Origin of the sequence: Pseudomonas sp. NPDC088885 (assembly GCF_044750025.1) — a bacterium.
GTDB lineage: Bacteria > Pseudomonadota > Gammaproteobacteria > Pseudomonadales > Pseudomonadaceae > Aquipseudomonas > Aquipseudomonas rustica.
In genome coordinates this window covers 13,443-32,876 of sequence record NZ_JBIVJB010000031.1, presented here as the reverse complement: position 1 = coordinate 32,876, position 19,434 = coordinate 13,443, and the positions used below count along the sequence as shown (strand labels likewise).

Annotated in this window: 17 protein-coding genes; 13 read left to right on the top strand and 4 right to left on the bottom strand. The window is 59.6% G+C overall.

Features of this window, described 5'->3' with window-relative positions; translation table 11 throughout:
- Positions 1 to 307 precede the first annotated feature (307 nt).
- Both ACIP1X_RS14865 and ACIP1X_RS14860 read right to left on the bottom strand, forming a co-directional pair.
- Positions 308 to 658 (bottom strand): cupin domain-containing protein, encoded by a 351-nt coding sequence (locus tag ACIP1X_RS14865; RefSeq protein ID WP_103303269.1) that lies wholly within the window; start codon positions 656 to 658, stop codon positions 308 to 310.
- Positions 659 to 805: 147 nt separating this feature from the next.
- Complete coding sequence (locus ACIP1X_RS14860; RefSeq protein ID WP_400753160.1) at positions 806 to 1,687, bottom strand: LysR family transcriptional regulator; 882 nt, start codon at positions 1,685 to 1,687, stop codon at positions 806 to 808.
- A 215-nt stretch (positions 1,688 to 1,902) separates the two neighbouring features.
- Between ACIP1X_RS14860 and ACIP1X_RS14855 the strand changes: the two genes are divergently transcribed.
- Entirely contained in the window at positions 1,903 to 2,667 is a 765-nt protein-coding gene (locus ACIP1X_RS14855; protein ID WP_400753158.1) for a sulfite exporter TauE/SafE family protein, read from the top strand.
- On the opposite strand, the gene ACIP1X_RS14850 is transcribed toward ACIP1X_RS14855, so the two are convergent.
- On the bottom strand, positions 2,657 to 2,971 hold the full coding sequence (locus ACIP1X_RS14850) for a putative quinol monooxygenase (RefSeq protein ID WP_400753155.1): 315 nt from the start codon (positions 2,969 to 2,971) through the stop codon (positions 2,657 to 2,659). The two genes, ACIP1X_RS14855 and ACIP1X_RS14850, sit on opposite strands and share 11 nt — an antisense overlap.
- Positions 2,972 to 3,156: 185 nt before the next feature.
- Between ACIP1X_RS14850 and ACIP1X_RS14845 the strand changes: the two genes are divergently transcribed.
- The 8 genes from ACIP1X_RS14845 to ACIP1X_RS14810 all read left to right on the top strand — a co-directional run bounded on the left by ACIP1X_RS14845 (position 3,157) and on the right by ACIP1X_RS14810 (position 11,151).
- Positions 3,157 to 3,747 carry an NAD(P)H-dependent oxidoreductase gene (locus ACIP1X_RS14845; RefSeq protein WP_053117939.1) on the top strand — a complete coding sequence of 197 codons (591 nt, stop codon included), beginning with the start codon at positions 3,157 to 3,159 and terminating at the stop codon, positions 3,745 to 3,747.
- Positions 3,748 to 3,953: 206 nt separating this feature from the next.
- The gene (locus tag ACIP1X_RS14840; RefSeq protein WP_400753152.1) at positions 3,954 to 4,865 is read left to right on the top strand and encodes a LysR substrate-binding domain-containing protein; all 912 of its coding nucleotides are present in this window, start codon (positions 3,954 to 3,956) and stop codon (positions 4,863 to 4,865) included.
- 103 nt (positions 4,866 to 4,968) lie between these two features.
- The gene (locus tag ACIP1X_RS14835) at positions 4,969 to 5,862 is read left to right on the top strand and encodes an NAD-dependent epimerase/dehydratase family protein (RefSeq protein WP_400753149.1); all 894 of its coding nucleotides are present in this window, start codon (positions 4,969 to 4,971) and stop codon (positions 5,860 to 5,862) included.
- 7 nt (positions 5,863 to 5,869) lie between these two features.
- Positions 5,870 to 6,241: a hypothetical protein gene (locus tag ACIP1X_RS14830; protein ID WP_400753146.1), complete on the top strand. Its 372-nt coding sequence runs from the start codon at positions 5,870 to 5,872 to the stop codon at positions 6,239 to 6,241.
- Positions 6,242 to 6,945: 704 nt separating this feature from the next.
- Positions 6,946 to 8,295, top strand: coding sequence for a GntP family permease (locus tag ACIP1X_RS14825; protein ID WP_159812847.1), 1,350 nt, complete (start codon positions 6,946 to 6,948; stop codon positions 8,293 to 8,295).
- Positions 8,296 to 8,310: 15 nt separating this feature from the next.
- Entirely contained in the window at positions 8,311 to 9,171 is an 861-nt protein-coding gene (locus ACIP1X_RS14820) for a MurR/RpiR family transcriptional regulator (protein WP_400753144.1), read from the top strand.
- A 1-nt stretch (position 9,172) separates the two neighbouring features.
- A complete protein-coding gene (locus tag ACIP1X_RS14815) occupies positions 9,173 to 10,648 on the top strand; it encodes an amidohydrolase family protein (RefSeq protein ID WP_400753141.1) in 1,476 nt (491 codons plus the stop codon).
- Positions 10,649 to 10,782: 134 nt separating this feature from the next.
- On the top strand, positions 10,783 to 11,151 hold the full coding sequence (locus tag ACIP1X_RS14810) for a glyoxalase superfamily protein (protein ID WP_126359889.1): 369 nt from the start codon (positions 10,783 to 10,785) through the stop codon (positions 11,149 to 11,151).
- A 714-nt stretch (positions 11,152 to 11,865) separates the two neighbouring features.
- Here ACIP1X_RS14810 and ACIP1X_RS14805 read toward each other — a convergent pair.
- The gene (locus ACIP1X_RS14805) at positions 11,866 to 12,882 is read right to left on the bottom strand and encodes an AraC family transcriptional regulator (RefSeq protein WP_400753138.1); all 1,017 of its coding nucleotides are present in this window, start codon (positions 12,880 to 12,882) and stop codon (positions 11,866 to 11,868) included.
- Between the two features lie 209 nt (positions 12,883 to 13,091).
- On the opposite strand from ACIP1X_RS14805, the gene ACIP1X_RS14800 reads away from it, so the two are divergent.
- The 4 genes from ACIP1X_RS14800 (at position 13,092) to ACIP1X_RS14785 (ending at position 19,395) form a co-directional block, all read left to right on the top strand.
- Positions 13,092 to 14,687, top strand: a complete 1,596-nt coding sequence (locus ACIP1X_RS14800) for an FAD-binding oxidoreductase (RefSeq protein WP_400753135.1) — start codon at positions 13,092 to 13,094, stop codon at positions 14,685 to 14,687.
- Positions 14,688 to 14,692: 5 nt separating this feature from the next.
- On the top strand, positions 14,693 to 16,288 hold the full coding sequence (locus ACIP1X_RS14795; RefSeq protein ID WP_400753132.1) for a glycerol-3-phosphate dehydrogenase/oxidase: 1,596 nt from the start codon (positions 14,693 to 14,695) through the stop codon (positions 16,286 to 16,288).
- Positions 16,289 to 16,308: 20 nt separating this feature from the next.
- Complete coding sequence (locus tag ACIP1X_RS14790; RefSeq protein ID WP_400753130.1) at positions 16,309 to 17,877, top strand: FGGY-family carbohydrate kinase; 1,569 nt, start codon at positions 16,309 to 16,311, stop codon at positions 17,875 to 17,877.
- 228 nt (positions 17,878 to 18,105) lie between these two features.
- The gene (locus tag ACIP1X_RS14785; protein WP_400753127.1) at positions 18,106 to 19,395 is read left to right on the top strand and encodes a phospholipase; all 1,290 of its coding nucleotides are present in this window, start codon (positions 18,106 to 18,108) and stop codon (positions 19,393 to 19,395) included.
- Positions 19,396 to 19,434 lie beyond the last annotated feature (39 nt).

Genomic DNA, 19,434 nt, shown 5'->3' with positions numbered 1-19,434 from the left:
CTTTGTGGTGAGGGGATTTATCCCCGATGGGTTGCGCAGCAGCCCCCTACAGTGTGTCAGGTAAACCGAGTGCTCAGGTTTTGCGACTGCTGCGCAGCCGAGCGGGGATGAATCCCCTCGCCACAGGGATCTCTACTTCCATAGGGATCATTGGGGTGTGTTCAAAAATTTGCAGTAGGTGTTGCCGGGAAATCACGTCGGGTGATTTGCCGGCTTTTTTGTGCCAAAAAAAGATCGCAGCCTTCGGCAGCTCCTACAGGAAACGTATCTCTGTAGGAGCTGCCGAAGGCTGCGATCTTTTGCTTTATCAGGCAAACACGAAATACTTACGCACCGTCTCAACCACTTCCCACGTACCTTTCATCCCCGGCTCAATCACAAAGATATCGCCAGCACGCAAGTGAATCGGCGCCATGCCGTCCGGGGTGATCACGCAGTAGCCTTCCTGGAAATGGCAGTATTCCCACTTCACGTATTCCACGCGCCACTTGCCCGGCGTGCAGATCCACGTACCCATGATCTTGCTGCCGTCTTCGCTGGTGTAGGCGTTGAGGTTGACGGTGTGCGGGTCGCCTTCGAGTTTCTCCCATTTGCAGGCATCGAGTACCGGCAGCGGGTGGGTGTCGCGCAGAACGGTGATTGGGGCGGTCGCGGTCATGGGAGCTCCGGGCAGAAGAAATTGAAGCCGCACCGTATAGCGCCCGGGCGCTGCCCAGTTGTCTGGGGTCGACATCGAGCTGCTCAGAAACGCGCGCACGTTCAGGGTTTTTCCAGCGGCTGAATCTGTTTGGATGAAGTCTGTCCGTTAGGGGAGAGTCAAGGCGTGCAGCAGGGCTTTGGCGTAACTCGGCAGGGCGGTGAAGTCCTTGGCGCAGAGCATCAAGGTGCGGCGCGCCCACGGTTCGTTGAGCGCAACGCTTTTGAAGCTGCGTGGCGCCGCGCGTTCGATGGCTGCCAGTGGCACGATGGCGAGCCCGGCGCCACGGCTGACCATGCGCATCACGCCGTCGAAACCGTCGGCGCGGATACGCACCTGCATGCGGGCGCCGCTGTGCAGGGCCTGTTCTTCGAGGTAGATCGCCAAAGCGCTGTTGGCGCTGAGTCCTACAAAATCATGGTGTAACGCATCGCTGAAACTGACCTCGTCGGCGTCAGACAACGGGTGATCGAGGGGCAGAATCAGCACCAGTGGATCATCGCGAAAGGGTTGGGTTTGTAGGTCGCGGGTGTCTACGGCGTCGGAAACAATCCCGAGTTCCGCCGCGCCTTGGCGCAAGGCGTGGGTGATGCGCGCACTCGGCAGTTCCTGCAAATCGATGTCGAGATTGGGGTGATTGCGCAGGAAATCGGCGAGCACTTCCGGCAGGTATTCGGTGATCGCCGTCGTGTTGCACAGCAGTCGCACCTGGCCTTTGACGCCTTGCGCGTAGTCGGCGAGATCCTGCTGCATACGCTCGGCTTGTTGCAGGAGGATGCGCGCGTGGTGGGCGAGGGCTTTGCCGGCGGGTGTCGGGCTGACGCCACGGCGACCGCGTTCGAGGAAGTCGGTGCCGAGCGAGGCTTCCATGGCGCGGATTCTGGCGCTGGCGGCGGCGAGGGATAAATGGCTGCGCGCGGCGCCGGCGGTGATGTTGCCGGTGTCGAGGATGTGCAGGTAGAGGCGCAGGTCGGTGAGGTCGAAGTGCATGGTTAGCCTCTGGTTTTGTGGTGGCTGGGCCGGCCCCTTCGCGAGCAAGCCCGCTCCCACATTGGACTCATGTACGACACAGATCCACTGTGGGAGCGGGCTTGCTCGCGAAGAGGCCATCAGCCCCAACGAAATCATCAGCCTCTCCCAAAAGCAGAGGCACCCTCAGTATATGGCAGATTTTCAGCCAACCCCGACGGGCGCACAGTACCGCCATGAACACACTCACAGACTTCTACCAACACCTGGGCCTGACCCTGTCGCTGCTGGTCATCGCCACCTTCATCCTCGCCGGCCTGATCAAAGGCATCATCGGCCTCGGCCTGCCCACGGTCGCCATGGGCCTGCTCGGTCTGGCTATGGCGCCATCGCAGGCAGCCGCGTTGTTGATCATCCCTGCCACCCTGACCAACCTTTGGCAACTGGCATTCGGCGGGCATTTAAAAGGCCTGATCAAACGCCTCTGGCCGATGCTGCTGATGATCTTCCTCGGCACCGGCATCGGCACGTTGTGGATCGGCATGGCCGGCGGACATTGGGTGGTACGCGGGCTCGGCGCGGCGCTGTTCCTGTATGCGTTGAGCGGATTGTTCCTGCCGACGCTGAGCGTAAATCCCCGCCACGAACCCTGGCTCGGCCCGGCCTGCGGTTTAATCACCGGCGTCATCACCTCAGCCACTGGCGTGTTCGTGATTCCGGCGGTGCCCTACCTGCAGGCGCTGGGTTTGAACCGCGACGAGTTGGTGCAGGCACTCGGCCTGTCCTTCACCGTTTCGACTCTGGCGCTTGCCGGCGGTTTGCTCTGGCGCGGCGCACTCGGCGGCGGTGAATTGAGCGCCTCGCTGCTGGCGCTGATCCCCGCCGTGCTGGGCATGTTGCTCGGCCAATGGCTGCGGCAACGCATCAGCGCCGTACTATTCAAACGGGTTTTCTTCATCGGTCTGGGCGCCCTCGGCGCCCACTTATTGATCAGCGGTTAGCCGAGGCTGCGCTGAGCATGTCAATGGCGCGAATGTCGAAATCGCGTTCCAGATAGTCCATTCGCTCGGCGAAAAACGCCTTCATGTGCGGCAGATTCGAGTGCACATCCAGGTGCGCCTGGCTCTCCCAGATCTCGTAGAAGATAAACAGCGACGGATCTTCCTTGTCGCGCAGCATGTGGTACTCGATGCAGCCGGGCTCGGCGCGGCTCGGTTCAACATAAGCGCGGAACAGCGCTTCAAAGGCCTCGGCTTTTTCCGGGCGGGTCTTGGCGTGCAGGATGAAACCCTGGCGTTCACTCATCACAACGACTCCTCAAATACAGATAGCCGAGCATGCTATGGCAACAATCTGTGTTTGATTCGTGCTTTTTGGTCAAATGTATTTTGCGCAATCACGGCTTATTCCGCGCGAGGCAGATGGTTAATCTGCCGCCATTCCAGTTTTCCTTCTCCACCCAGCCGGAATGGCTGCGCCGAGGCTTTCTCATGAAAAAAGTATTGTTGTTGAATGGCGGTAAAAAATTCGCCCACTCTGACGGTCGTTACAACGCCACTCTGCACGAAGCGGCGCTGAGCGTGCTGGATCGCGGCGGTTGCGACGTCAAAACCACCTTCATCGACGAGGGCTACGACGTCGCTGAAGAAGTGGCGAAATTCCTCTGGGCCGACGTGATCATTTATCAGATGCCGGGCTGGTGGATGGGCGCGCCGTGGACGGTGAAAAAGTACCTCGACGAAGTCTTCACCGAAGGCCACGGCAGCCTCTACGCCAGCGATGGCCGCACCCGCTCCGATGCGTCGCAGAAGTACGGCAGCGGCGGTCTGATTCAGGGCAAGCAATACATGCTGTCGCTGACCTGGAACGCACCGCAACAAGCCTTCGATGACCCGACCGATTTCTTTGAGGCCAAAGGTGTTGATGCGGTGTACTTCCCGTTCCACAAGGCCAATGAGTTTCTGGGCATGACCGCGTTGCCGACGTTTTTGTGTGTGGATGTGATGAAGCGTCCGAACATCGAAGGTGATGTAGCGCGTTATGAGCAGCATCTGACCGAGGTGTTTGGCCTTAAGGCTTGAGATGATTTCCTGTGGCGAGGGGATTTATCCCCGATGGGTCGCGAAGCGGCCCCGCTCTTGATCTTGAAACAGAGCGGCCTGCTGCGCAGTCCATCGGGGATAAATCCCCTCGCCACAAGTAGATCTCTGTGAACAGAAAATTCCCCACCCGCCCAAGCCATTCTTTCACCACAATACAGGGGTGATGACCATCGTAAGGGACACCCGTGAAAGCCAGATCCGATGAGTTGCAGATTTTCGTCTGCGTGATCGAGTGCGGTTCCATCTCCGCCGCTGCCGAGCAGGTCGGGCAAACGCCTTCGGCCGTCAGCCGCACGCTGTCGAAGCTGGAAGCCAAACTCGACACCACGCTGATCAACCGCACCACGCGGCGCATGGATCTGACCGAGGAGGGCAAGTACTTCTTCGAGCACGCCAAGCTGATTCTCGATCAGATGGATCAACTCGAAGAACGCCTGTCCTCACGCCAGCAAACTCCGTCCGGGCGTTTGCGCATCAACGCGGCGTCGCCGTTCATGCTCCACGCCGTCGTCCCCTACATCGACGAATTCCGCCGGCTCTACCCAGACATTCAGCTCGAGCTCAACAGCAATGACCTGATCATTGACCTGCTGGAACAAAGCACCGACATCGCCATCCGCATCGGCACCCTTGCCGATTCGACGCTGCACGCGCGTTCGCTCGGTTGCAGTCCGCTGCTGATCGTCGCCAGTCCTGCGTATCTGGAAAAGCACGGCGCGCCGCAGCAAGTCGCCGATCTGAGCGAACACACTTTGCTCGGCTTCACCCAGAACGAAGGCCTCAACCAATGGCCGCTGCGTTACGTGCACGGTGACCGCTGGCCAATCACCCCGGCGATCAGCGCCTCCAGCGGCGAGACTGTGCGGCGTTTGGCGCTGGAAGGGCAGGGCATCGCTTGCCTGTCGCACTTCATGACCATTGACGACATCCGCGCCGGCCGTTTGAAAGTCCTGCTCGGTGAATTCAACAGCGGTTATCGCCAGCCGATCAACGCGGTGTACTACCGTAACTCGCAACTGGCGCTGCGCATTCAGTGCTTCCTCGACTTCATCCAGAGCAAACTCGCCGCCTACGCCAGCGCCGATTTCAAAGGCTGATTCGTGACCTCTGCGCAAGAGTGAATTGGGCGGGAGCGGGTTTTTCCCCCGGGCTCACGGGCCGATACTCGTCCCATCACTTACTCACGCAGGGAGTTTCTCCATGAACGTATTCGTCACCGGCGCTGCCGGTTTTATCGGCGGCTCCATCGCTACCGGTCTGGTTCAGGCCGGGCACAACGTCACCGGCCTGGTGCGCAGCGCCGAACAGGCTAATGAGCTGAAAGCACTCGGTATCACCCCGGTTATCGGCACACTCGACGACCAAGCACTGCTCGCCGAACAGGCCCGCGCCGCCGACGCCGTGATCAACGCCGCCAGCAGCGACCATCGCGGCGCGGTGGAAGCGTTGCTCGATGCTTTGCGCGGTACCAACAAAGTGTTCCTGCACACCAGCGGTTCGAGCATCGTTGGCGATGCGTCGGGCGGCAAGTCCAGCGACGTCATCTACTACGAAGACAATCTGCCGGAGCCGACCGTCGATAAAGCCGCACGCGTGGCCATCGACAACCTGATCCTCGCGGCGGCGAAGGATGGCGTTAACTCCGCCGTCATCTGCAATACGCTGATCTACGGCCACAGCCTGGGCGTCAATCGCGACAGCGTGCAATTGCCGCGACTGCTCAAACAAGCGCGCAAAAGCGGTGTCGTTCGTCACGTGGGTACTGGCCAAAACATCTGGTCCAACGTGCACATCGAAGACGTCGTCGCCCTCTACCTGCTGGCGCTGACCAAAAACGTTCCGGGCACTTTCTACTTTGTTGAAAGCGGCGAAGCGTCGTTTATCGACATGACCACCGCCATGGCCCAAGCGCTGAACCTGGGCCACCCGCAAGACTGGCCACTGGAAGACGCCGAAGCCGAGTGGGGCTATGAAATGGCCAACTATGGCCTCGGTTCCAACAGCCGTGTGCGCGGCAAACATGCGCGCGAAATACTGGGCTGGACGCCGAAGCGCACGTCCGTGGTTGAATGGATTCGTAACGAAATGGTGTGATGGGTGTTTGAGCCCGCCGGGCTTTGCTATCACCCTTCAGAACGGCTGCCATCGGGCAGCCGTTTTCGTTTCAGGCTTTGCGCTTGTATTGCGCCAGACCTATGGTGCTCTGAACATCGTCAATTCAGCAGGTACAGGGATGATTAACCGTTACGACGCAGAAGGGGCACAGAGCACTTTTCAGCTTGGCTCGAATGAGCAAGTGCTGAGCAATAAGCTGGGAATTACCGATCCTGAAGACATGGACGATGCAGAGCTGGTTTTGTTGGAAAAGCTTTACCAATCGGTACTCATCGAGCATTTACCTGATCGACCACTGACAGTTCAGGTTGGGAACGAAACAAAGAGGCTTATTTTGCAGCAATCAGTCAGGGGCTGAACTGCAACTACGAACGCATGGAGTATTGGGTTCGGCAGGCATTGTGGTCTTGAAGTCGACGCTACTTGGCCAGGGGCAAATTTAGAAACTTACTGGATCTGACTTTGAGTTTGCGCTCAATTGCCTCGACACTTTGGCCCGTCTCTATGGCTGTCGAGCTGGCGATTGCGCGGATCAGAGTATCGGCTGTCAGTTTTTTTCGGGTGCGACGCGCGGAGGTCATGGCGGGGACTCTACGGAATTTGTAAGGCGAGTATAGCGCTTGGCTGGCTTAGAGAAACACAACGTAGGGTTGGACGCGAACCAGTTGGAGCTGGCTTGCCAGCGATAGCGGTTCACCAGTCAGCATCCAAGTTGAATGTGCAGCCGTCATCGCTGGCAAGCCAGCTCCCACAGGTGTTCGCATTCTGACTGACGGAGTGCATTCAAACTGTAGGAGCAAAGCTTGCTCGCGAAAGCGCTGTGTCAGTCGACATAAATGTAGGATGTGACATCGTCTTCGCGAGCAAGCTCGGCTCCTACAGGTCTTGTGTGGACATGAAAATTCGCTGGGTGGATTTTCATTAATCGCGACAAGACATATCCATTTACGACATCCCTTACCTCTCCACGAAAATTACTTTCATGTGGTTTGAAATCTCGATCTCGAAATGATTTATGAGTTTCACAACCCATTCGAACGTGACCCTTTCGAGGAGTACCGCATGACGCCTGACTTCGGCTATTGGCTGCTGGTTTATGCAGCCGTTGCCATCATCGCTTTGATCGTGTTGATCGCCCGTTACCGGCTCAATCCGTTCATTGTCATTACCTTGATTTCCATCGGTCTGGCGCTGGTGGCCGGGATGCCGGCCTCCGGGGTGGTCGGGGCGTATGAGGCCGGGGTGGGCAAGACGCTGGGGCATATTGCGCTGGTGGTCGCGCTGGGGACGATGCTCGGCAAGATGATGGCCGAGTCCGGCGGCGCCGAGCAGTTGGCGCGCACGTTGATCGATAAATTCGGTGAAAAGAATGCGCACTGGGCGATGGTCTGCATCGCGTTTCTGGTCGGGCTGCCGCTGTTCTTCGAGGTCGGTTTCGTCTTGCTGGTGCCGATTGCGTTTACCGTGGCGCGCCGCGTGGGTGTGTCGATTTTGATGGTCGGTTTGCCGATGGTCGCCGGTCTGTCGGTGGTGCACGCGCTGGTGCCGCCGCACCCGGCGGCGATGCTGGCGGTGCAGGCCTATCAGGCGTCGGTCGGGCAGACCTTGCTCTACGCGATTGCCATCGGCATTCCGACGGCAATCATTGCCGGCCCGCTGTACGCCAAATTCATCGTGCCGCGCATTCACTTGCCGGCGGATAACCCGCTGGAAAGACAATTCCTCGACCGCGAACCGCGCGACAAGCTGCCGGGTTTCGGCATCACCATGGCGACCATTCTGTTGCCGGTGGTGTTGATGCTGATCGGTGGCTGGGCCAACCTGATTTCCACGCCGGGCAGCGGTTTCAACCAGTTCCTGCTGTTCATCGGCAACTCGGTGATCGCGCTGTTGCTGGCGACGTTGCTGAGTTTCTGGACGCTGGGTATCGCCCAGGGTTTCAGCCGTGAATCGATCCTCAAATTCACCAACGAATGCCTCGCCCCCACCGCCAGCATCACTTTGCTGGTCGGCGCTGGCGGCGGTTTGAACCGCATTCTGGTCGACGCGGGCGTCACCGATCAGATCGTCGGCCTCGCTCACGAATTCCACCTGTCGCCGCTGATCATGGGCTGGCTGTTTGCAGCGCTGATGCGCATCGCCACAGGCTCCGCGACGGTGGCCATGACCACCGCGTCCGGTGTGGTCGCGCCGGTGGCCATTGGTCTGGGATATCCACATCCGGAGCTGTTGGTGCTGGCGACCGGCGCCGGGTCGGTTATCTTTTCCCACGTCAACGACGGCGGCTTCTGGTTGATCAAGGAATACTTCAACATGACGGTCGCCCAGACTTTCAAGACCTGGACTGTATTGGAGACCCTGATTTCGGTGGTCGCTTTTGCAATGACCCTCGGTCTTTCTTACCTGCTGTAACCGGAGCCAGCCGTCATGGACATCCTCTATCAGATCCGCGCCCGTCAGGATTCCTTCAGCGCCGGCGAAGGTCGTATCGCCCGGCTGATGCTCGACGACGTCGGTTTTGCCGCGAGCGCCAGCCTCGAAGACCTCGCGCAACGCGCCGAAGTCAGCACCGCCACGCTGTCGCGTTTCGCCCGCACCGTCGGCTGTCGCGACCTGCGTGATCTGCGTCTGCAACTGGCCCAGGCCAGCGGGGTTGGCAGCCGTTTTCTCGACCCTGCCGGTACGCCCGATCAGTCAGCTTTCTACGGGCAAATCGTCGGCGATATCGAAACCACCTTGCGTCAGCATCTGGCCGGTTTCGATGAATCACGCTTCGCCGATGCAGTGAGATTGCTCGGCCAGGCGCGGATGATTCACGCCTTCGGCATGGGCGGTTGTTCGACCCTGTGCAGCGATGAATTGCAGGTGCGGCTGGTGCGCCTCGGCTACCCGGTTGCGGTGTGTCATGACGCGGTGATGATGCGCGTCACCGCCGCCAGCCTCAACGCCGAACAAGTGGTCATCGTCTGCTCGCTGACCGGCATCACCCCGGAGCTGCTCGAGACCGTCGAGCTGGCGCGCAACTACGGCGCACGCATTCTCGCCATCACCCGCGCCGACTCGCCGCTGGCCGAACTGGCCGACGTCTTGCTGCCGCTGCAGAGCGCGGAAACCTCGTTCATTTTCAAACCGACGGCGGCGCGCTACGGCATGCTGCTCGCCATCGACGTGCTCGCCACCGAGCTGGCGCTGGCCAATCCTGAAGACAATCAAGAACGTCTGCGGCGGATCAAACTGGCCCTCGACGAATACCGTGGTGGCGACGATCACCTGCCGCTGGGAGACTGACATGTTGTACGACACCCTGATTCGCAACGCCTTGATCATCGACGGCAGCAACACGCCCGGCTACCAGGCCGACGTGGCCATCCGCGATGGCCGTATCGAGCGCATCGGCGATTTGTCCGAGGCCACGGCGACCGAAGAAATCGACGCCGCTGGCCGCGTGCTGGCGCCGGGTTTTATCGACGTGCACACCCATGACGACACGGTGGTGATTCGTCAGCCAGAGATGCTGCCAAAGCTCAGCCAAGGCGTGACCACGGTGATTGTCGGCAACTGCGGGATCAGCGCCTCGCCCGTGAGTTTGAAAGGCAATCCGCCGGATCCGATGAACCTGCTTGGCACTGCGGCGGCGTTTGTTTATCCACGTTTTAGCGATTACCGCGCGGCGGTTGAAGCGGCGAATACCACGCTGAACGTCGCCGCAATGATCGGTCACACGGCGCTGCGCAGTAATCATCTGGATGACCTGTTGCGCACTGCGACACCCGAAGAAATCGCCGCGATGCGCGAGCAATTGCGTGAAAGCCTTGAGGACGGTGCGTTGGGTTTATCCACAGGTCTGGCCTACGCCAGCGCCTACAACGCGTCCACCGATGAAGTGATGCAACTGACCGAAGAACTCACGGCATTCGGCGCGGTGTACACCACGCATTTGCGTAGCGAGTTCGCCCCGGTTCTGGAGGCGATGGATGAGGCGTTTCAGATCGGTCGTCACGCCAAATCGCCGGTGATTATTTCCCACCTCAAGTGTGCAGGGGTGGGTAACTGGGGGCGCAGCCCTGAGCTCCTCGCTTCATTGGAAGAGGCCGCGAAAACCCACCCGGTTGGCTGCGATTGCTATCCGTATGCGGCGAGTTCTTCGACGCTGGATTTGAAGCAAGTCACCGATGCGCATCGCATCACCATCACCTGGTCGACGCCGCACCCGGAAGTCAGCGGTCGCGACTTGATCGACATCGCTGCGGAATGGAATCTGCCGCTGCTTGATGCCGCGAAACGCTTGCAACCGGCGGGGGCTGTTTACTACGGCATGGACGAGGCGGATGTACGAAGAATCCTCGCGCATCCGTTGTCGATGGTCGGTTCCGACGGACTGCCGGAAGACCCGTTCCCGCATCCACGCCTGTGGGGCGCGTTCCCACGGGTGTTGGGCCATTTCAGTCGCGACGTCGGCCTGTTTCCGCTGCACACCGCTGTGCACAAGATGACCGGGCTGTCGGCGGCGCGGTTTGGTTTGAAGGCGCGCGGCGAGATTCGTGAAGGGTATTGGGCGGATCTGGTGTTGTTTGATCCGGCGACGGTGCGTGATGTCGCGGATTTCAACGATCCGCAAAGAGCGGCGCAGGGTATTGACGGGGTTTGGATCAATGGCGTGTTGAGTTACCGCGACGGGCAGGCGAATGGGCGCAGGGAAGGGCGGTTTCTGGCGCGCGAAGGTGATTTACGCAAAGGATTTCATCAGTCGAAATCCCCCCTGTAGGAGCTGCCGAAGGCTGCGATCTTTTGATCTACGTCTCATAGTGGCAATCTGAGATTAAAGAAAGCCATCAACAAGCCGAATTCCTGACATCCACCCCGTCTACACTGTGGGGCCAACCAGTCAGGGAGCACCCCATGAGCTTCGGCAAAACCACCCCGATCCTGCGGATCTTCGATGAAGCCAAAGCGGTAGAGTTTTACGTCGATTTTCTCGGTTTCAAGATCGACTGGCAGCATCGCTTTGAAGCGAATTTCCCGTTGTATTTGCAGGTGTCTCGCGGTGAGTGTGTGCTGCATTTGTCCGAGCACCATGGCGACGCGAGCCCGGGTTCGGCGCTGCGTATCGAGACGGATGAGCTGGAGGCGTTTCAGCAGCAATTGATCGCCAAGGACTACAAGTTCTCGCATCCGCAGATTCAGGCGATGCCGTGGGGGAGTCAGGACATGACGATTGCCGATCCGTTTGGTAATCGGTTGGTGTTTACCAATGCGATCAGCCTCTGAGGTGAAGCGAAAGCGGTGCTTCAGCCAATGCACGCGTTGAATGTCAAACCGCATTCGCGAGCAAGCCCGCTCCCACATGGATTCTATGGCGTACACAAAGTCTGTGTTCGCTGAAGATCTAACGTGGGAGCAACTGTCTTGATGCCCTTTATTTTGAATGCAGGATGATAGGCAACTGATCTCCCATATGGGTTCTATGGCGTACGCAAAGTCTGTGTTCGCTGAAGATCCAATGTGGGAGCAACTGTCTTGATACCCTTTATTTTGAATGCAGGGTGATAGGCAACTGATCTCCCACATGGGTTCTATGGCGTACGCAAAGTCTGTGTTCGCTGAAGATCTAATGTGGGAGCAACTGTCTTGATACCCTTTATTTTGAATGCCGGGTGATAGGCAGCTGATCTCCCACATGGGTTCAATGGCGTACACAAAGTCTGTGTTCGCTGAAGATCTAATGTGGGAGCAACTGTCTTGATGCCCTTTATTTTGAATGCAGGGTGATAGGCAACTGATCTCCCACATGGGTTCAATGGCGTACACAAAGTCTGTGTTCGCTGAAGATCCAATGTGGGAGCAACTGTCTTGATACCCATTATTTTGAATGCAGGGTGATAGGCAGCTGATCTCCCACATGGGTTCAATGGCGTACACAAAGTCTGTGTTCGCTGAAGATCTAATGTGGGAGCGGGCTTGCTCGCGAAGAGGCCGGAGCGATCACTCCCGATGCATCTGCCGAAACTCCCCCGGCGGCATCCCGCGTCGGCTCTTGAATGTGCGGTGAAACGACCTCGGTTCGGTAAACCCCAGATACTGCGCAATGTCCTGAATCGGCAACGTACTGTTGAGCAAATAATGCTCCGCCAACTCTTGGCGCAAATCATCGAGAATCTGCTGATACGACGTCCCCGCCTGATGCAACTGGCGCTGTAACGTACGCACCGACACCGCAAGATGCTCGGCCACCTGTTCCTTGCGCGGCAAGCCTTCCTTGAGCAACTGCCGCAGAATGTTCTTCACCTGCTGCTCCAGCGACGCATCCTCCAGCGTTGCCATCAACCCCAGCGCATGTTCCTCCAGGGTGCGCAGTAACTGCGCATCGGCCTGACGCAGCGGTAACTGCAAATACGCCAGCGGCACGATCAGCGCCGAATACGCCTGATCAAACACCACCGGGCAATCGAAAAACGCCTCGTACTGCGCAGGCGTCGCCTCGGCCGGGCATGAATGTTCGAGCCAGACTGCGGCCGGCGACATCTGCGTATCAGCGATCCAGCGTGCATATTGCAGCCAGGAACCGAGCACGTTTTCCACCAGATGCCGGCGAATCCGTGGGCGCTGATGACGGCACGTCCAGATCAAATGCACGTGGCCATCCAGCACCTCGGCGCGGCTCACGCCCATGTCGCCGACCAGTTTTTCGAACGGCATGATCCGGCTCATCGCATCGCCCAACGTCGCGCAGTTCATGGTGATGTAACCGAGCACGCTCCACGAATTGGGCAGGACGAAATTCGCCGCGTTAAGCCCGAACAACGGATCGCCCGAGTGTTCGCAGAAATAATCCAGCAGCCGCTCATGCGCCTCACCGGGCAAACGCAGGGTGTTGTCGCTCAGCTGCTGCGCGTGCAAACCCGCCGCCGCCAACGCCGGTTCGACGGCCATGCCCAGTTGTTCGGCATGGCGCAGGTATTTGAGCAGGGGCGGAACTGAGGTGAAGCCGAGCGATTGCATGATCCCTTCCTTTGATCGACGGCCGCGCGGGCGGATGAATGCCTGAAAGGTAATTTGAAACCCCGACTAAAGTAAATGGCTGACGCTTGCGCGACGTTTGACTCAATTGGCTACACGAACTGGCCGGATGCGACCGTGACACTTTGCGGCCGCTGGCTAGTATGGGGGCCTGAAATATCACTGATCTGACGGCAAAAAAGGACACACGCATGCGACGCTGGAACGGCTGGGGAGATGCAACCACGGTGGTCGAACTGCCGGCCCAGGGCGCGGAGTTTCTTCATGAGCGACTGGGCGAGGGACGCGCGCTGCCCGATGCCACGCTTGAAGCGGCATTGGCGCGTGTGCCGGCCTCGCGGTTGTCGGCGCACACTTTGTACAGTATCGATGCTCATGATCGTTTGTTGCATGCGCGGGGCCAAAGTCTGCCGGACTGGCTGGCGTTGCGCGAAGGTGCGCTGGGCAAATATCCAGATGCAGTGGCGTTTCCCGAGACCGCTGAGCACATTCGCCAATTGCTGGCGCTCGCCCACGAACAGGACTTGTGCCTGATCCCGTATGGCGGCGGTACTTCGGTGGCCGGGCACATCAATCCGCCGGATTCGGCGCGGCCAGTGGTGACGGTGTCGCTGGCGCGGATGAATCGGCTGATCGATCTCGACGAACAAAGCCTGCTGGCGACGTTCGGCCCCGGTGCGAGTGGGCCGCAGGTGGAAAGTCAGTTGCGTGCGCGGGGCTACACGCTGGGGCATTTTCCGCAGTCGTGGGAGTTGTCGACGTTGGGCGGTTGGGTTGCCAGTCGTTCCAGTGGTCAGCAGTCGTTGCGCTATGGCCGGATCGAGCAACTGTTTGCGGGCGGAACGCTGGAAACCTTTGCCGGGCCGATGCACATTCCAACCTTTCCGGCTTCGGCTGCCGGGCCAGATTTGCGCGAAGTGGTGTTGGGTTGCGAGGGCCGTTTCGGGATCATTTCCGAGGTCAAGGTGCGGGTCAGCGCGCTGCCTGCCGATGAACGTTTCTACGGCGTTTTTCTCGCCGACTGGCCGCAGGCACTCAGAGCCATTCGCCAATTGGCCCAGGCACGCGTGCCGCTGTCGATGCTGCGTTTATCCAACGCCGTGGAAACCGAAACGCAACTGGCGCTGGCCGGTCATCCGCAACAAATCGCCTGGCTGGAAAAGTATCTGAAGCTAAGGGGGGCGGCAGAGGGCAAATGCCTGCTGACCTTCGGCGTCACCGGCAATCGCCGACAAAACGCATTGTCGCTGACACAGGCGCGGCAACATCTGAAGGCGTTCGGCGGCGTGTTCACCGGCACCTTGCTCGGCAAGAAATGGGCGCAGAACCGCTTCCGTTTCCCCTACCTGCGCGAGAACCTGTGGAACGCCGGTTACGTCGTCGACACTCTGGAAACCGCCACCGACTGGAGCAACGTCGACAACCTGCTCAATCTCATCGAAAACAGCCTGCGCGACGCCTTGGCGGCCGAAGGCGAACGCGTGCATGTGTTCACCCATTTGTCCCATGTCTACGGTGAAGGCTCGAGCATCTACACCACTTACGTGTTTCGCCCGGCCGCAGACTATCCGGCGACGCTCGCGCGCTGGAAAGCGCTCAAACACGCGGCCAGCCAGACCATTGTCGACAACCACGGCACCATCAGTCACCAACACGGCGTCGGCAAAGATCACGCGCCGTACCTGTTGCGCGAGAAGGGCGCACTGGCGATGGATACCTTGCAGGCGCTGAGTAAACACTTCGATCCGGCCGGGCGCCTCAACCCCGGCACGCTGTTGCCGGAGTGACGGCCATGAGTCAGGACTGGAACGCCGCATGGCGCCAGCAGACTCTGCCAACACTGGCGGATGAAACCTGGGATCTGATCGTCATTGGTGGCGGCATCAGCGGCGCCGGAATCCTGCGTGAAGCTGCACGCCGAGGCTGGCGCTGCCTGTTGCTGGAGCAACGTGATTTTGCCTGGGGCACGTCCAGTCGATCGTCGAAAATGGTTCATGGCGGTTTGCGTTACATCGCCAAGGGCCAGTGGCGTCTGACCCGCGATTCGGTGCGCGAGCGTCAGCGCTTGCTCGACGAAGCGCCGGGGCTGGTCGAGCCGATGAGTTTCATGATGCCGCACTATCGCGGCGGCTTCCCCGGGCCTCGGGTGTTGGGTGGTTTGTTGAGTGTTTACGATGCTTTGGCCGGAAGGCGCAGCCACCGTTTTCATGATGCACAACAGCTTCGATATCTGGCGCCGGGCGTGAAGGAAAATGACTTGCTCGGCGGCACCAGTTTTGTCGATGCGCTGACCGACGATGCACGGCTGGTGATGCGCGTGTTGAGCGAGGCGCGAGCGGATGGCGCGGTCGTGGTCAATGGCGTTCGTGTCGAGCATTTGCTGCGAGAAAACGGGCGAGTGTGCGGCGTTCAGATCGAAGACTGCGAGGCCGACGCGACCCTGCAATTGCGTTGTGGCGTGCTTGCTGTGGCCACCGGTGCATGGGCTGAGCGCTTGCGGCCGACTGAGGCACCACGGCAATTGCGGCCGTTGCGTGGCAGTCATTTATTGCTGCCGGGTTGGCGTTTGCCGGTGGCGCAGGCGTTTACGTTTTTGCATGAACGCGACCGCCGTCCGGTGTTCGTTTTTCCGTGGGAGGGCGCGACGGTGGTCGGCACCACGGATCTCGATCATCGCGAAGATCTGGATCACAGCGCGAGCATCAGCGGCGAAGAACTCGACTATCTGCTGGCGGCCTGCACACAACAGTTTCCCGGTGCTGAAGTGACGGCCAATGACGTGCTGTCGACCTGGTCGGGCGTACGTCCGGTCGTCGGCAGTGCGGCGGGCAATCATCAAGACCAACCGTCGAACGAAACCCGTGAACATGTGCTGTGGCAGGAGCCCGGATGCGTGACGCTGGCCGGCGGCAAACTGACCACGTTTCGCCCGCAAGCCATCGAAGTGCTCAAGGCCTGCGCGGACATGCTCGAACGTCCCTTCGTCGATGACGCCGCGCCGGTGTTTGCCGCCGTACCTGCGCTGGCGATTGCAGAATTGAGCAGTCAGCAGTGGCGACGACTGGCCGGAAGGCATGGCCGAAACCTGCCGAGGCTGGCGCAATTGATCAAAGAAGTCGGCCACGACACGGTTGGCATCACGGACACCTTGTGGGCGGAACTGGCCTTCGCCTGCGAAGCGGAAATGGTTCTGCACCTCGACGATCTACTGTTGCGCCGCACGCGTCTCGGCCTGTTGTTGCCACTCGGTGGCGAAGACTATTTCACCGCCATCCGCCAAATCTGCCAGCCACGACTCGGCTGGAGCGACGCATACTGGCAGCAGGAAATTCAGCGTTATCGGGCGTTGTGGCAACGCCATCACGGTCTGCCGGATGCCACGCCTTGATGCCCCTTGAAGAGAGCTCCATGGATAACCACCCGAACAAGCGTTACCTGCTGGCGATCGACAACGGCACCCAGAGCGTGCGTGCGCTGCTCTTCGATTTGCAGGGCAATCTGCTCGGCAAAGGCAAGGTTGAATTGCAGGCGTATTACTCGACGCAACCGGGTTGGGCCGAGCAGGATCCTGAGTATTACTGGGCGAAACTCGGCGAGGCGTGTCAGCAAGTCTGGGCGCAAACCGGCATTGATCGTTCGCAGATTGCTGGCGTTTCCCTGACCACCCAGCGCGGCACGGTGATCAACGTTGATGCCGAAGGCAAACCGCTGCGTCCGGCAATTTTGTGGCTCGATCAGCGCCAGAGTGAAGTCGAGGGCGGGATCAAAGGGCCGTGGGGCTGGCTGTTCAAACTGGTCGGCGCGCAGGGTACGGTGGATTATTTTCGTGCCCAGGCTGAGGCCAACTGGATTGCGCAGCATCAGCCAGAGGTGTGGGCGGCGACGGACAAGTTTTTGTTGCTCTCGGGGTTTCTCACCCATCGACTGTGCGGGCGCTTTGTCGACTCGGTGGGTTGCTGCGTTGGCTATCTGCCGTTCGATTTCAAACGGCTGAAATGGGCCGCGCCGAGTGACTGGAAATGGCAGGCGCTGGCGGTACGTCCGGAGCAATTGCCGACCCTGCAAAAACCCGGTGAAACCCTCGGCTACATCACCGCTGAAGCGGCTCGCCACACCGGCATTCCCGAAGGCTTGCCGCTGATTGCGGCGGGCGCCGACAAGGCGTGTGAAGTGGTCGGTGCCGGCGTGGTCGATGCGGGCACGGTGTGCCTGTCCTACGGCACCACGGCGACGATCACCAGCACCCGTTCGCGCTATCTGGAAATTGTCCCGTTGATTCCGCCGTACCCGTCGGCGGTGCCGGATCAGTTCAACTGCGAAGTGATGATTTATCGCGGTTACTGGATGGTCAGTTGGTTCAAGAACGAGTTCGGCTTGCGCGAGATGCAGCAGGCCGAAGAGCAGGGCATCGAGCCGGAGCAATTGTTCGATGCGCTGGTCGATGCGGTGCCGCCGGGGTCAATGGGTTTGATGCTGCAACCGTACTGGTCGCCGGGGATTCGCGAGCCCGGCGTGGAAGCGAAGGGCGCGATGATCGGCTTCGGCGATGTGCACACCCGCGCGCATATTTACCGGGCGATTCTTGAAGGACTGGCGTATGCGTTGCGCCAAGGCATGGAGAACATCGAGCGGCGTTCAAAGGTGTCGATCAAGCGCCTGCGCGTGGCCGGTGGCGGTTCGCAGAGTGATGCGGCGATGCAGCTGACGGCGAATATTTTCGGGTTGCCGGCGGAGCGACCGCATGTGTACGAAGCATCTGGCTTGGGGGCGGCGATCTGCTGTGCGGTGGGGTTGGGATTGCACACAGATTTCCCAACTGCAATCGCCGCGATGACCCGCGTCGGTGCGGTCTTCACCCCACAACCCGAGGCGCAGAAAATCTACGAGCAACTGTACAAAGAGGTCTACCTGCGCATGTACCGCCAGCTCAAACCGCTGTACCAGAGCATCCGCAAAATCACCGGCTACCCCGCCTGAAAAGCACACCACAATTCCCCCTGTAGGAGCTGCCGAAGGCTGCGATCTTTTGATCTTTTTTTTCAGGATCAACATCAAAAGATCGCAGCCTTCGGCAGCTCCTACAGGGATCGTGTTGATATTTGAATTGGCGCCATCGGAGACTTTTTCTGGTGAGATCGGACAGTGTCACGGGCGGGGGCGGTTGTTAGGCTCATCCCCCACGGCACCTCCAATAAGAACCCGGCAATGAAGCTGACATTCCTCCTGTTGCTGCTTTGTGCAACGGCCCCAAGTGCTTGGGGCTGGTCGAACCATACGGTGGGCAGCTACCTGGCGTTGCAGGATCTGCCGGGGTTGCGCGATGCGCCACTGGTGGAAGTCGAGCCGCTGGAAACCTTCCTCACGCAGCAATACCAAGCCGTCAGCACATTGCTGGAGGAGCAGGAAACCTTCGCCCGCGAACACTTCGCTCAATACCCGCCACGCCCCGATGCGCTGAAATTACCGGCCACGCCGAGTGACAATCTGCGCCACGACTTTTTCACCGCGCTGCGCATCAACCCGCAGATTCATCTGGCGATGGTCATCCAGCCATTACCCGGCAAAGACCTGCCCGAGCGCGAGCATTTGCAGGCCAATCAAGTCATGGTCGAACAAACCCTGTCACCGTGGAATCGCCAGCGTTTCATCGTCGTCGCCATCCACGAAAAAGTCGCGCCACTCGCGGTGCTCGCCAGCGCCGCCGACGAGCCGGATTACGGCCACGACATCAACCTGTTCAGCGACAACCCCGGCGACGCTGGCGCGCGCTACGGTTTCGGCCCGCAACCCTTTGGTGACGAGCGTTTCCAGTACAGCTCGCAAGCGCCGTTCCACATGGGCTTCTTCCACGAAAGCCCGGTGGTCTATGCCGCTGCCGGATTCCTCGAACGCAGTTGGCCGGACTGGCGTGCGTATCAATACATGGGCCTGGCGCGACTGGCATTTGCCAGCGGCCATCCGTATTGGGGTTATCGCTTTCTCGGCTGGGGCCTGCACCACGTTCAGGATCTGACTCAGCCGTATCACGCCAAGCCATTGCCGGGTGTCGACCTCGCCAGTCTTTTGCTGCTGGAAGGCAAGGCGCTGGCCGGTTTCTCCGCCGACAAACAGGCCTCCATCGAACGCGTTGCGACCCGGCACATGGAAGTGGAGAAGTATCAATCAACCTGGCTGCGGCGCTTGCTGCGTGCCGGCAATCCGCATCCGATGCTCGACGCTTACACCGATGTCGCTCAAGACAAAAGCTATCCGCCGTACTCGGTCGACTACCTGCGCGAAGTGGTCAGCGCTGAGTCGGTCGACGACTCCGCCGCCTTCGACGAAGCGATCGGCCAATGGCTGGAAACGGCGCCAGCGACCAGCGATTTCAGCAGCGGCAATCAGCTGCAACGCGAAGATTTCGACCATCCGGCACTCAATCAACAGCTGTTCAAACTGCTCGGCCATTTCGGCGCGCACAGCCGGATCTACGTCAGCGCGGGATTGGCGCCCTAGCCACCGCGACAGGACAAAAAACAATAAAAAAACAGGGAA